General features: G+C 41.3%; 10 protein-coding genes. 7 read left to right on the top strand and 3 right to left on the bottom strand.

Going from position 1 to position 14,893, the window contains the following annotated elements:
• The first annotated feature begins 122 nt into the window (after positions 1-122).
• The 6 genes from ACOI22_RS09465 (at position 123) to ACOI22_RS09440 (ending at position 6,192) form a co-directional block, all read left to right on the top strand.
• A complete protein-coding gene (locus ACOI22_RS09465; RefSeq protein ID WP_420671778.1) occupies positions 123-1,211 on the top strand; it encodes a mechanosensitive ion channel family protein in 1,089 nt (362 codons plus the stop codon).
• An 86-nt stretch (positions 1,212-1,297) separates the two neighbouring features.
• Complete coding sequence (locus tag ACOI22_RS09460) at positions 1,298-2,188, top strand: dienelactone hydrolase family protein (RefSeq protein ID WP_420671777.1); 891 nt, start codon at positions 1,298-1,300, stop codon at positions 2,186-2,188.
• A 233-nt stretch (positions 2,189-2,421) separates the two neighbouring features.
• A complete protein-coding gene (locus ACOI22_RS09455) occupies positions 2,422-4,041 on the top strand; it encodes a catalase (RefSeq protein ID WP_420671776.1) in 1,620 nt (539 codons plus the stop codon).
• Positions 4,042-4,195: 154 nt separating this feature from the next.
• A complete protein-coding gene (locus ACOI22_RS09450; RefSeq protein WP_420672353.1) occupies positions 4,196-4,708 on the top strand; it encodes an ankyrin repeat domain-containing protein in 513 nt (170 codons plus the stop codon).
• A 150-nt stretch (positions 4,709-4,858) separates the two neighbouring features.
• Positions 4,859-5,362 (top strand): prepilin-type N-terminal cleavage/methylation domain-containing protein, encoded by a 504-nt coding sequence (locus tag ACOI22_RS09445; RefSeq protein WP_420671775.1) that lies wholly within the window; start codon positions 4,859-4,861, stop codon positions 5,360-5,362.
• 194 nt (positions 5,363-5,556) lie between these two features.
• Positions 5,557-6,192, top strand: coding sequence for an NAD(P)-binding oxidoreductase (locus ACOI22_RS09440; protein ID WP_420671774.1), 636 nt, complete (start codon positions 5,557-5,559; stop codon positions 6,190-6,192).
• 71 nt (positions 6,193-6,263) lie between these two features.
• Here ACOI22_RS09440 and ACOI22_RS09435 read toward each other — a convergent pair whose 3' ends face one another.
• Both ACOI22_RS09435 and ACOI22_RS09430 read right to left on the bottom strand, forming a co-directional pair.
• Positions 6,264-6,677 (bottom strand): hypothetical protein, encoded by a 414-nt coding sequence (locus ACOI22_RS09435; RefSeq protein ID WP_420671773.1) that lies wholly within the window; start codon positions 6,675-6,677, stop codon positions 6,264-6,266.
• Positions 6,677-7,882: a hypothetical protein gene (locus tag ACOI22_RS09430; RefSeq protein WP_420671772.1), complete on the bottom strand. Its 1,206-nt coding sequence runs from the start codon at positions 7,880-7,882 to the stop codon at positions 6,677-6,679. The genes ACOI22_RS09435 and ACOI22_RS09430 overlap by 1 nt, the downstream gene beginning before the upstream one ends.
• A gap of 403 nt (positions 7,883-8,285) precedes the next feature.
• On the opposite strand from ACOI22_RS09430, the gene ACOI22_RS09425 reads away from it, so the two are divergent.
• A complete protein-coding gene (locus ACOI22_RS09425; protein ID WP_420671771.1) occupies positions 8,286-12,404 on the top strand; it encodes a DUF6701 domain-containing protein in 4,119 nt (1,372 codons plus the stop codon).
• 71 nt (positions 12,405-12,475) lie between these two features.
• Here ACOI22_RS09425 and ACOI22_RS09420 read toward each other — a convergent pair whose 3' ends face one another.
• Positions 12,476-14,857: a TonB-dependent receptor gene (locus tag ACOI22_RS09420; protein ID WP_420671770.1), complete on the bottom strand. Its 2,382-nt coding sequence runs from the start codon at positions 14,855-14,857 to the stop codon at positions 12,476-12,478.
• Positions 14,858-14,893 lie beyond the last annotated feature (36 nt).

Here is a 14,893-nt window from a genome sequence, read left to right as displayed (position 1 = left end):
AAAGACTGTAAATTCGCATATTTGTGAAACTAGGGTGCATTTTAAAGGGCAGTCAACAAGCCTTTACCTGAGTTATGCACTGCCATGTTGCAAGCTGAATATCTATTTCTAAATAGGAGCATATGGAAACTTTGCTAGAGCCGCTGTTAAATCTTGCTCATAATTCGCCTGTTTGGCTAGTTTATATTGTCTTATTTGTGGGCGTTTACTTTTTACTTTGGTCGTTAAAGCGCATGGTATTTTATGGGCTAAACCGCTTAGTGATAAAAACTCGCTTCACCTTTGGGGAACTCTTACTAGCATCAAGCAGGCGCGCACTAAGCGTGTTGCTTCTAGCTTTAACGATTTCTGTGACCGCCATTGTTATAAACGACATTAGTGATATCTCAAAACAAGTTTTTGATGCAATTATGTTGCTTAGCCACATACTACTAGTTGTGGCAACTATTATATTTATCGACAAATTTAGCATGCTAAGCATTGCGCAATATAAGCCTAACTCCCCTTTATTAAAGACCAGCGGTAGTTTGTTGCAAGGTTCTTTGCGGGTACTTATTTTTTGTATCGGAATTCTAGTGGTATTAAGCACCGCGGGCGTATCAATTACACCGGTGTTGGCTTCACTAGGTATTGGCTCGTTGGCGGTTGCCTTAGCGCTTCAACCTACTCTGGAAAACTTTTTCTCAGGCATACAAATCGTGGCCGACAAACCTTTTAGAGTGGGTGATTACATAGAATTGGATTCAGGTGAGCAAGGCTTTGTAGAGAAAATTGGCTGGCGTTCTACTTGGATAAAGATGTTGCCCAATAACATAGTTATTATGCCAAATAGCTTACTTGCGAAATCAAAGGTGATTAACTACTACTACCCAGAAAAACAGTTATCGGTGCCGGTAGAAGTGGGAGTTCACTACGACTCTGATTTAGAACGAGTTGAAGAAGTCACCTTAGAAGTGGCGCGCGAAGTACTAAGTGCGCACAAGTGGGGCATTAGCGATTATGAAACCTTTGTTGTGTTTCATACCTTTGACAGTTTTAGTATTAACTTTACCGTAATGCTTCGCGCCGAAGAGTATTTTAATCGTTTTTTTATAAAATCGGTTTTTATGAAAAAATTGCATGAACGATTTAAGCAAGAGGGCATCATAATACCATACCCAATAACGGCCCTGAACATGACGCAGGAAAAAGCTGAGCAAACAGAAATGTAAATATTGGGAAGTAAATTAATCGTTATTCGGTCTTATTACGTTAAGGTATTACTACGAGTAAAAACAACCGCGAGTTAAGGAGAAACATGAATATCCCGCAGTCAGATCACATCCCGCAAGAAGCTTTTGATTGGTACGACGAATATGCCCATGGATTAATAGACCGCCGAACGTTTATGAAAAAGCTAGGTGGCCTAGCCGCATTGGGTTTTACTATGAGTATGCTCACTAGCACGTTAATGCCGAACTACGCATTTGCTGAACAAGTGTCGTTTAACGATGATGACTTAACAGCCACTTATGAAGAATTTGATTCACCAAAAGGGCATGGAAAAGGTAAAGGCTATTTAGTTGTGCCTACAAACAAAAGTGGCAAACTCCCTGTAGTGTTGGTTATTCATGAAAACCGAGGGCTTAACCCTTACGTAAAAGATGTGGCAAGGCGTTTAGCTAAAGCCGGTTTTGTTGCTTTTGCTCCTGATGCGCTTGAGCCCTTAGGTGGTTACCCGGGGAATGATGACGAAGGGCGCGCAATGCAGAAATCTTTAGATAGAGAAAAAATCCAAAATGATTTTGTAGCCGCAGCCCATTTTTTAAAATCCCATGCCTTGAGCAACGGCAAATTAGGCGCGGTTGGATTTTGCTTTGGTGGTTATATTGTGAATTACTTGGCCGCGGTTGAGCCTAATTTACTAAGTGCAGGCGTTCCATTTTATGGCACACCCGCCAGTGAATCTTTACAGAAAAATATAAAAGCACCGCTTCTAATTCAATTAGGTGAGCTTGATAAACGCGTAAATGCTACTTGGCCAGGCTACGAAGAAAATTTAAAGTCGGCAGGTGTAGCATTTACGATGCATATGTATGAAGGCGCAAATCATGGTTTTCATAATGATTCTACAGGCCGTTATGACAAAGAAAATGCTGAATTGGCGTGGCAACGCACCTTGCAATTTTTCGAAAAGCATTTAGCGTAATTTAATTAAAACGAGCATCTCGTCCCTCATTTATTTTTATACTGAAACCAATCAATCGGTTTATTAGATTGGATTGATTGGTTTTAATCATTTTCCTTAAAGTTCAGTTCTTAGCATACTCCTTATCAACCAAAGAGCAGTCGGTTACTAACATTTATCTGTCTGATTTCTGAAGTAAGCGCTTAGGTTGTGAAATAAAACAATACGCTAAGAACAACAACTCTAAATGGAGAATGACCATGAAATTAAAACTTACTATTATTGCGATAACCGCATTATTTAGTGTCGCCAATGCAGGCGCCGCTGATAACACACTTACTCGCCAAAATGGCGCCCCCGTTGGTGACAATCAAAATTCACAAACTGCAGGCCCTTGGGGACCTGTACTATTGCAAGATAGCCACTTAATTGAAAAGCTAGCAGCGTTTGACAGAGAGCGAGTGCCTGAGCGTGTGGTGCATGCTAGAGGAACCGGTGTTCATGGTTATTACGAAAATTATGAAGACTTGTCAGACATAACCGTAGCGGCGCCGTTTCAGGGTGAAAACAAAAAAACAGATGTATTTGTTCGATTTTCATCAGTAATTCATGGTCATTTATCGCCAGAAACCTTGCGTGATCCTAGAGGATTTGCCGTTAAATTTTATACAGAGCAAGGGAACTGGGATTTAGTTGGTAACAACTTTCCGGTGTTCTTTATTCGCGACGCAATAAAATTTCCAGATATGGTACATAGCCTTAAGCCATCGCCAGTTACTAACGCGCAAAGTGCCGCTCGATTGTTTGACTTTTTCTCACATGTGCCAGAGTCAACCCATATGCTTACGCACCTTTTCTCTGATTTAGGTACGCCGCAAAGTTACCTAAACATGGATGGCTCAAGTGTGCATGCTTATAAATTTGTGAACGCAAAAGGTGAAGTGAAATACTTCAAATTAACGTGGAAAACAAACCAAGGTGTAAAAAACTTTACTGCTGAAGAAGCGCAAATGATGCAAGGCAAAGATTTTCAACCTATGACTACTGATATTTACACTCGCATTGGTGATAAAGGTGAAACCGCGTCGTGGGATTTGTACTTGCAAGTTATTGAGCCGCAACAACTTGATGACTTTGAGTTCAACCCATTAGATACCACCAAAATTTGGCCTGAAACACTTATTCCAGCGAAGAAAATTGGTAAGTTAACGCTTAATCGAGTACCTAACAACTTCTTTGAAGAAACTGAGCAAGCAGCATTTGCACCAAGTAACTTAATTCCCGGTATTGAGCCCTCGGAAGACAGAATGCTACAAGGCCGTTTATTTTCATATGCTGATACTCAGCGCTATAGAATAGGTGTAAATGCTTACCGCATTCCAATTAATGCGCCGCGCAACGCTGCAATCAACAACCATGAGCAGCACGGTAAATTACGCACTAGTAGCACATCTCGTGATGTTAACTACCAGCCAAGCCGCCGCTTAAATGTGAATGACGACAACCAGTACAAATATGCTCAAACGCCATTAGCAGGTACGACACAACAAGCGCCATTTTATAAACAGCGCAACTTTGCTCAAGCCGGTGAGAGATTCCGTTCATTCACGAAAGCCGAGCAAAAGAACTTGATTCAAAACTTAGGTAATACCTTAGCCGGTGTGCCAGAAGAAGAGATAAGAGTGATTATTAGTGCCTATATGTACAACGCTGATGTTAATTATGGAACCGGCGTAGCTAAGCTTGCTAAAGCACCGCTTGCCAAAGTTAAATCAGTAGCGAAGGAACTTATGGAAGCACAGCAAGCGCGCGAAAGCAAAGCGAAAAAAGTAGCTGATGACTACGCTCGTATTGCTTATAACATGGACTTATAAGCCACTTTATAAACCTTGAATTTACATGGCTTGAAACAGTAACTACAAGCCATGTTTTTCATTTTCCCAATGTTTCAGGAATACGGCTATGAAAAACTTTAAGCTTTTTACATTTAACAACACGGCATTTAAATTACTGTCGTTGTTTATTTTAATGCAGGTAAGCCTGCTGGCGTTGGCAAATGATAGTGCTAAGTTACAGGCTATGTACTTTGATGCAGCGCGCCAAGGTGATATTGCTACTCTACAAACCTATTACGAAGCTGGGCTAAATCCTAATGTAGCCGATGAAAAAGGGTACACTGCAATTATACTATCGGCATACCATGGCCACACTGAGGCTGTTAAGTTTTTGCTTAGCAATAAACACGTTAACCCATGCCAGGAAGACAATACAGGTAATACTGCGCTAATGGGCGCTATATTTAAAGGGAACTTTGGTGCAATTAAAGCCTTAATAAAGGCTGACTGCGATATAGATCAAGTGAACGCAAGTGGGCAAACGGCATTGATGTTCGCTACCTTATTTAACCGCACCAACACTATTAACGAACTCAGCGCCGCAGGCGCTAATATTAAGGCTAAAGACAAAGCGGGAAATGGCTTAACTGATATTGCTTTAAGCCAAGGTAACTATGAATTAGCAGAGGCATTAAGTAAAAAGTAGTGCTAAATGCAATATGTTAATACACCTTGAGTATTAAACTGAATATAAAGGTATTGTAGTGCCCCATGACAAGGCCTTGTTAAGCGCATAAACTTCTAGTCATTACCATGTTAATAGCGTTTTACACGCTTAATAAAAGAAGATGTTTAGTTGATTAAGAGAAACATACAAGGCGGTTTTACCCTTATTGAACTTATTATAGTGATTGTGATTTTAGGTATTTTGTCGGTCACTGCGGCGCCTCGTTTCATTGATATTCAAGATGATGCACGCGAAGCGCAAATGAATGCTTTAATGGCGGCCCTAAAATCAGCGAATACACTTGTATACAGCAAAGCAGTGTTGGCAGGGCAAGAAAAATCATCAGCAGGCTCCATTACTTTAGGAAATGAAACGGTTAATACGACTTTAGGTAACCTTACTCCTGCAGGGGCCAACGTAATTAAAGCGCTACAAGGCTCTTATGAAGTAATGATAAACGCGAATGACTCGATTACGGCTGATTGGGGTATTTATAATTTACCTAACACACCTGCTATATATATAGTACCGCAAGGCTATACAACATTTGACTCGTGCAACGTTTACTACAATGTAGACACTAGCTTTCCTGATGAACCTGTATTTTACAGCCTAACTATTACGGGCTGCTAATTCTTTACTCCCCCTGTTATATTTACAAACCTGCATGATAACTTTACATGCAGGTAGCTAGCTATTACGTCTAAAAAAACCACAAGCCCTATAAACAGTGAGTTACAGAGTATACGCCCCATAGGAACAGTATTTGCTTCAAGGTAACTGGCAAAGTAACAGTACTTTGAAATAAATTTGTTTAAGGAGATACAATGAGTCGCACATTAATTATTGGCGCAAGTGGACAAATAGGTAAAAAGTTAACGCGTAATATGCTTAACGACGGCCAAAAAGTTGCAGCCCTTGTTCGTGATAAGAACAAATTATCAGAATTTGATGATGCCAACTTATCAATAATTGAAGCAGATCTTACAAAAGATTTTGAACACGCATTCGAAGATTGCACACAGGTAGTATTTGTAGCGGGCTCAGGTGGAAATACTGGTGCCGATAAAACAATCTTGATTGACCTGTGGGCTGCTTGTCGCGCCGCGGATTATGCAAAAAATAATGATATTAAGCACTTCATAATGGTGAGTTCAATTGGTGCTGATGCGCCATCTTCTGGCCCAGAAGAAATGCAGCCGTATTTAGTTGCCAAGCACATGGCTGACGAACATTTAGTACAAAGAGGCTTGAAATATACCATTGTGCGCCCTGGCACCTTGACTGATGATGAGCCAAGCGAGCAAATCACCACTGAACGCCCGAGTAACAAAGACGATGCTAAAATTACTCGCGCAGATGTAGCCAAAGCGCTGTTGTATATTGTTAAAAATCCAGCTGATTCCAACTTGGTAACAGAGCTGTTTAACGGCAATAAGAGTATTGCGCAAGCTCTGAAGTAAGTTCCCCATACTTGCATTGCAGGGGGGCGAGGTTAATGTGCCTAGCCCCTGTACTTGCAGGTTAACGCGTTTTAATCTACTTGATATATTACCGTTAATTCCGATGGGATCTCAGTTCCGCTAGGAATGTAAGCCACCGAGCCCGGTGTGCTCTTAAGGTATTCAAGCACTTTTTCAATTGAATCAAATTCTTTAGGCGGGCGTCTTCTTCCGCTAAAGCGCATTTGCGTCCAGTAAGATTGAATTCTAGATTCAGTTAAGCCCACAATTTTAGTGTTGAACACAAAGCGCGTTTCGCTTGAAGGCGACAGGGCGATGGGTTGTAAACTTATTTGGGAGTTATTCCCCATAAACAAGTCTCTTACCTGTCGCTTTTCTATCTTAAGGTTATCGTTAGTATTCGCAACAATAATGAGGCCTTGAGCGCTGCTAGTAAATGCAAAACAAACTAGTACGGCGAACATGAAGTGTTTTAATAAATTCATCAGAAGTACCACTCCACTCCAAGCTGATACAGTCTTGATTTTCTATCAAAACCCTCATCAGTAATATTAGAATAGAATGAGCCTTCGCCGTCTTCACCATAAAGAAGAGTAAGCTCTGCCTTTAACGCAATATTGTGGCGCACATCCCAGCGCGCGCCAAATGTAACCGAATCTAAATTATACAAAGGCAGACTCGACGTGATTAGGTCATAGGCATACGACAACTGATCAATTTGTGGCGCAATACCTACGGGAATCTGATTTTCAGGTACGTTGTACGAACTCTTCGAAGTGGAATACGTAATATGCACTTGGAAGGGGTGGAAGTTATACCCTGCTGTGGCGTAATACGCGGTTAGTTCGGGAACCGCCAGCACATCAGAAGTGATCTTTATTGCCTCAGCTGCGGCAAAGTAATCTAAAGTGTCATAATTGATGTTGGCTTGATAAGCAGTAGCTTTGCCATCGAAACGAAAGGCATTGGCATTATCGATAAAACCACTTATCTCCAAAATATCAGCAAACCCGTCGAAATCAGGTATTTCAGCATCAAAATCAGAAGACTCTATGGTCGAGATTCTCATATTTAAGTTGCCATGATTAACACTAAATATTAAACCTTTAATTTCATCCACATCAAATGGCGTGTCTTCACCCGCCCGGCTAAACGAACCACTGTACACACCGTAGTAAGCTTCAATTTCGAAGTTGTAATCTTTATAACTACGTAAATAGGTTGCAGAGGCGCCTTCATAGTTTGAAAATAAAAATCCACTATAAACTTGCTGCGGAGCGCTTATCCATGGGTAGGCAAAACCTACATCAATTACGTCACTATAACGAAAGAAGGGGGTGCGCAGCTTTCCTAATTTAAATCGCCAATTCGCGCTAGGCTCATAATTTAGGTACAACCATTCCACACCGGAATCTCTATCACTAGCTGAATGCGCTAATAGTTGCCCGGAAACACTAAGTGAAGAATTGAAGGTAAAATCAGCTTGGACCGCAAAAAGCGACTGTTCACCCAAGTACACGCTATTGGAATAACCTTGGTAGTCAGCATCTGATTCATCTAAATAGCCAGCAACAACTTGTCCAAAACCACTAAAAGTGAAGCGGTCAGCAAAGTTGTTTTCTGCATTCGCAGAAAATGAGGCCAATAGAATAGCTACTGCTATAAAATATTGTTTATTAATAAATGTCATGTATCTCAAAAAAGATCACAAAAGTAAAGTGAGTATTCCATACCGCCATTTCTTATGCGTATAAATATTTATACTTAAGTATTCTTTCGTAAAAGTGATTCGTTCGTAAGGCCTTGATTTTGTGCGACAATGAAACATAGTATTTCACCAACATTACGTGGCTTGAATAGCGACAAGCTTCTTTCTATAGCTTTGTGTTGCAGTGCATGGCGTAATTTTTGCTTGGCTTGCCATAATATGGTCAATTTGGCGGCTGAACATTGAGCTAATGACAAGATTCTGTCGCAGTAAGGTAATATAGTTAATGATAAATTGCTTATCGTCTGTTTCCTCTTTCGAGTTTTACAAAAAAATTTGCTGTTGCAAACGCATACTTTTTTTAACTTGCATCTTAAGTGTTCAGTTGTTATTCGCTGGCTATTCAAATGCGCAGTCTAGCCCCGAACCCCTTGCGAAATTTACATTTGAGGAAGTGAGCTCAAATCAAGTGAGTGACAGCTCCGGCAATGGCTATGTTGGCAATATATTAAGCAATACCAGTTCTCAGTTTTCATCACCAGCCATTAACGGCAGCCCCGGTACTTGTGACTACATAAGCCAAATTGGCGGCGCAATTCAAGTGCGAAATTTACCTGTAGACACTTCAAGTAACGGCACTAAAACTACGGTTGCTTTTTGGATGTACTGGGATGGTACTGAATACGTAATGCCCATTGGCTGGAACAGATATAACCTTTTTATTTATCGCGGCGGATTTGGCTTCAACACAAGCAATAATGACGTATATGGTATTTCTGTAAATGGTTTGGCCAACTCTTGGCACCACGTTGTAGCTGTTTTTAACAACGGAAATGTGGCCAATAGTAAGATATACATTGACGGTGTCCTAAAAAACCTTAGCCAACGCACGGGGACTCCGTCAAACGGACGAAGCTATGTTAAAAGCGAAATGCGTATAGGGGGGTGGTCAGCAAACAGTAGCTATCGGTTTCACGGACTAATTGACGAAGTGCAAGTATTTGACGGTGAGCTAAGCAGTGCTCAGGTGACAACGCTTGTGAATGAAACCTACTCATGTAAATCTCGCCCCGTCGCTAATTATCAGTTTGATGAAAATGTTTGGATAGGAGCTACGAACGAAGTGTCAGATAGCTCTGGATATGAACATCATGGCGTATCAATTAATATGACCACCACTGAAAATGGCAAAATATGTGCAGCTGGCGACTTTACTGCAACGGGCACAAGTGATTACTTGAGTTTAGCCAAAGAGGCTGCTGACGGACTTAGCGATTTTTCTGTATCGGTGTGGAGTAAAATTGATAACTTAAACAGCGGCGCTGTTTTGTCAGGTGCAAATGCCAATGAAAATAATGAAATGTTAATGTTTTTTAACGGTACGAGTACATTTGAACCGTATATTAAATCATCTCGTTCAGCAACAAGTAATGGTGGTATAGGTGACGGTGAGTGGCATCATTTAGTGTGGACACGAAGCGGAAGGAATTTATGTTATTACGTAGATGGAACATTGGTTGAATGCGAGATGAATTCTCAAAGCGGCGCGGTGTCAATTGACGAGGGCGGTCTAATTATAGGCCAAGAGCAAGATTCAGTGGGAGGCAGTTTTCAAGCATCGCAAGCTTGGGATGGCCTGCTTGATGAACTATTAATATTTGATACTGCTTTGAATGAATCTGAAATTACGGAAGTATATACTAATCAAAATGTAGGTAATAACTATGATGGAAGCACGCGTTTTTGCCAAGGTGAGGTAACTCCCGTCTTAGAATATAGGTTTGAAGAAGAAGTGTGGGATGGCACTCCTGGTGAAATTATTGACTACACTGGCAATGAAAATCACGCGAATATAATTAGTAACTCCAGCCCTGAAATTGCCTCACCAGCGGTGGATGGTAATCCAGGAACTTGCGGGTATGCGAGCCAAAGTAATGGTGCTATTGCACTTAGCAATGTACCGCTTGATACAACAGCGGGCGCTAAAACGTCGATCGCATTTTGGATGAAATGGGACGGCACAAATGGAATAATGCCTATTGGTTTTGAGCTGTACGATATATTTATAGCTGGCGGAGGGATTGGCTTTAATACTAGTAATAGTGATTTGTATGGTATGTACAGTTCAGGCTTAGCCAATACCTGGTATCACTTCGTATTTGAATTTACCAATGGGCAAGTAAGTAGCAACAAAATCTATATAAATGGTGAAGAGCAAGCGTTAAGTCAGTTAGCCGGCTCACCTCTTAACAACTTAGCTTACGTTTCAAGTGATGCGCGTATTGGTGGTTGGAACTCCGACAGCGAATATAGATTTCATGGCTTAATTGACGAGTTTCGTATTTACGATGGCGCCTTAAGTGTTTCGCAAATTAACACTATTATGAATGAAACTCACTCATGTGTGGGGCAGGCTCCGCATCACTATGAGATAGTGCATGATGGAGGTGGCTTAACCTGTGAGGCTGAAAACATAACTGTAAGAGCATGTGTCGACGAAAGCTGCTCTTCCTTAAGCCCTGATGAAATTAGCTTGGACTTTTTGGGTAACAACACGCTTATAAGCACTGAGACTTTTACGGGAAGCACGGTAGTCAGTGTGAGCCGCACCAATGAAGAGGTTCTTACCTTATCAATAGCCAATGCGTCCATTGAGGCAACCGACGGCTTTATTTGCAATAATGGCAGCACCAACTCTTGTGATTTAAACTACACAAATGCCGCATTTAAGTTTTTATACGCAGGTGATGCAAACACCATAATTCCGAATCAAGTTGCGGGTCAAAGTTTTCCTGACACGCTACAAATTCAGGCTGTTGGATCAAACAACGGCGTTTGTGAGTCTTTATTTAGCGGAGCAACAAGTGTTAATTTATCACAGGAAAATATTGAACCTAGCGGCAATGGTGGCCTTAGTTTTACCACTAATGGAAACGCAATAGCTAAGCACCCTACCACAAGCAGTGTGAGTGTTAATTTTGACGCAAACAGCATTGCTACTATCGCTAACCCCATGTATTTAGATGCAGGAAACATTCAACTGCATGCAAGTTACAGTAACAATGGTGTTGAGGTTTCAGGCAGTAGTAATGCTTTTTGGGTAAGCCCTGCTCAGTTAGTCGCTAGCGTCAACAATGGGAGTGTGGAATTAAATGGTAATGCTGCTGATTCAGCTGTTACTCATAAGGCTGGTGAAAGCTTTAATTTTAGTGTTAGCGCTGTTAATGCATTAGGAGCCCTCACTGGCAATTATACTCCCGGCCAAATGCAAGTGGCGCTGACTCGCAGCGCGCCTAATATTCAAGGAAACGTTGATGGAAGTTTCGTTTATGCTAATGGCTCAAGCCTCTCATCAAGCCTTACTCCAGCGTTTACCAATGTAAATCTGTCTGATTTTTCAGGCGGGGTTTCTAGTTATAGCGATGCGAGTTATTCAGAGGTTGGTTTACTCAGTTTAGACATTCAAGATGCCAACTACGGTGGCCAAGGTATTGTTCTTAATGCCGACAACGTAAATATAGGGCGCTTTATTCCCCATCATTTTGAACAAACTATAGCCGATGACGGCTTATTCCAAGCAACCTGCTCCACTGCAATGTCGTTTATTGCTTACAGCGGGCAAAAAGATCAAGAAACGGCTTCTAAAGGGGCTATATCCTATTTAACTAACCCCGTGTTGGAAATAACGGCTTATAATAAACAAGGGGCGGTTACACAAAATTATTACCAAGATGCTGAAGGTAGTGAAAATGATTTTATGAAGCTGAGTTCGTCATCTATTTTTATTGCTAACCCTACTCAAGATGAACAAGCCACCGGTGTTGACGGAAGCTACTTAAGTGTTGAAGCCAATTTAAGCGAAGGCATATTAAGCCAATTCGATTTAACCAATACAACAAGCACAAATTCACTGCCAAGAGGCGTATTACATTATCAGCTTTCGAGTGACGATCACTTTTTCTATCCACGCTCAGCAAATACGAAAGTAGCGCCATTTACCGCTAATATTAATTTTGACGTGTTGTCAGTAATTGATACAGACGCCATTGAAGCATCTAGTTTAGCAGCGGCGTCACCTACAGGACTGGATGTCTATTTTGGCCGTTTGGTACTGAATAACAGTTTTGGCCCAGAAACAGAAGACTTAGCTCAGGTACTCCAAGTGGAATATTTCGATGGCGATAATTTTCTCGTGTCTAGCGCTGATAACTGCCTAGAATATGATGCCTCAAATCTAATTCTAAGCAATATAAGCCTAGCACCGTCTCTTACAGAGGTAAGTGGAGGCACTGGGCAGTTTGTGTCTGGAAAGTCAGAGGCAATTATTTTACAAGCACCAGGCGCAGGTAATCAGGGCAAGCTAGGGGTGTCGTATGATGCTTTTGAGTGGCTTTTATATGACTGGGACAATGACGGTGTATTTGATGAACTACCTACCGCTACAGCGAGCTTTGGTGTGTACAAAGGAGAAGATAAACTTATTCATTGGCGCGAAAACTTTTAAGTCACTTTATGAGTGTTACGTTAATGAAAAAAGGCGCCAACTAGGCGCCTTATATTTTTGTTTACATGTAATTAGAATCTAGCACGTAATTGCACACCAAAGTAACGGTCTGCGTCACGCGGGATTTGATAACGGAAGTTGTCACCACTGTATGTGGTTACATAGCTTTCGTCAGTTAAGTTTTTACCAATTAAACTAATGCGATAATCATCATCGCTGAATGAGAACGCTAAACTCGCATTAAGAATTGCGTAGTCAGGCAGCACGGCAGGGTCGCTATCGGTGGCAAATGCACCCGGTGCACCAACAAACATTTCATCGGTATAAACGTATGAACCGTTTAAGATAATATCCATGTTCTCCATTTCCCAAATATACTCACCCGTAACGGAGTATTTAAGATCTGGTGAAAACGGTAAATCAGCACCTGAACTACCCGTACAAGTAGGGTCGGTTACAGGGCAGCGGAATTCATCTACTTCCGCATCTACTTTTGATAAACCGCCACTTAAAGCAAAGTCATCATTTACTTGCCACATGAAATCAAACTCAATGCCTTGGGTAGTTACCGAGCCCGCATTGGTTAAGCGAGTAATAGTAACTTCATCAAGTAGTTCAGAGTTGTTCGCTTGGAAGCCATCAATGTCGGTTCTAAATACCGCTGCGTTAAAAATAATATCGCGGCTTGCATATTTATAACCTAGCTCAAATGCATCAGACGTTTCTTCGCCAATGGGTAACGTATCGGTTGCTGACATATTATAAAATACGTTAAATGCAGGGCCTTTATAACCTTGTGAGAAGGTTAGGTAAGTCATGCTGCTGTCAGATAAATCATATTGCACACCTAATTTCCCTGACACATTACTTTCATCAGTAGAGCCGCTATAGTCGGTATCAAAACTACGCACGCCAACACCCGTTCTGCTGTATTGGTCATTGCTGCTTCTATTGTGTGAGTAACTTACTTCATCATCAGTGTAGCGAATGCCAAACAATAGGCGTAAATCGTCATTAATATGGTATTTACCATCAGCAAATAGCGCCCAGTTATCAAACTGTGTTTCCATGTAAGCAGTGGCACTTACAATATCATTTGAATTACAGCTTAGGCCTTCATCTTCAATAAATTGATTTACTTGATCATCACTTGGTTCAGCAATGCCAAAGGTCTCTGTTAAATAGGTGCTAATTGCTGCAGGGAACTGCCCACCATTGTTTTGGCAACTTGCATCACGAGTAAAGTTTCTGGTTGATTTTTGGCTCCACCAAAATGCACCTACCTGATAATCAAAATCATTTCCTACTGGCGAAGCAATGCGGAATTCTTGTGATGTTTGCTTCCAATTTTGCGCACCTATGTCATGAAGTTGGAACGGTTCTGCAAAAACAGGGAAAGGGCGAGTACCCGCGGTAGAAGTGAAGTCACCTTCACGAAATTCAGTGTTGTCCCAATCTCGGTATGCGGTAATAGAGGTAAATTGATGATCCCCAAACATAGTATCTATTTGCATAGAAAAGCCGGTGGTTTCATCTAAGGTACGTGTTTCAAAATCATGATCAACTAGGCGTTGCTCTAAATCTAAATCCCCAGTTCCCGTGCTGTTAGGTAAGGCTTCAGAACCCGGGTGGCGACCACTTGGCGAAAGCTCTAAATCAGCGCAGCATCCATCATTCGATTCTACATTTTCAAAAATGAATAGTACGTCAGTTTCGTCACCCGCTTCAATATCAAGCATGGCACGAATACCTTCTTTGTCATAACCGTTGGTCATTTCGTTGTTGTAAACATTTTTAATGTAGCCGTCAAACTGTGATTTCAGTACCGTTAAACTACCGTTTACATTGTCATTTAATGCGCCTGATACACTGCTCTTTAAACGATATTCATTGTCTTGGAATAAGGTGACCTCCGCTGAACCTTCAAATTCATCACTTGGGCGCTTAGTGGTAATATTCACAACACCGGCAGACGCATTTTTACCAAATAAGGTACCTTGCGGGCCACGTAACACTTCAATGCGTTCTAAGTCATATAAATCAACGAATGCTTGGCCAGAACGCCCTAGCACTACACCATCAACTACCGTTGATACGCTTGGCTCAGCTGCAACACTAAATGAAATTGTACCAATACCACGAACAGTAATAGCTGAGTTTCTGGTTGTGTTTCCTTTACGGAAACTAACGGATGGCACCAAGGCTTGTAAACCTTCAATATTGGCAGAAAACGCAGAGTTGATTTGGTCTTCACGTAAAACTGATACGGCAACAGGGACTTCATTTAGATTTTCTACACGTTTTTGTGAAGTAACTGTAATGGTCTCCATGAGCCCTTTATCTTCCTCAGTTTCAACTTCTTGTGCATTGGCTGCAAAGCCGATTGTCATACAAGTACTAATAGCTAATGCCCGAGTAATACCTGTATGTAGTGTGCTAGGTTTTAGTAACATGGTGCTCTCCACGATTTCATTTTTATAGGTTTATTG

It is taken from the genome of Glaciecola sp. 2405UD65-10 (assembly GCF_048820975.1).
Classification (GTDB): Bacteria; Pseudomonadota; Gammaproteobacteria; order Enterobacterales; family Alteromonadaceae; genus Glaciecola.
Note: the sequence above shows the minus strand (reverse complement) of the source record. Positions and strands in the feature narration are given on the sequence as shown.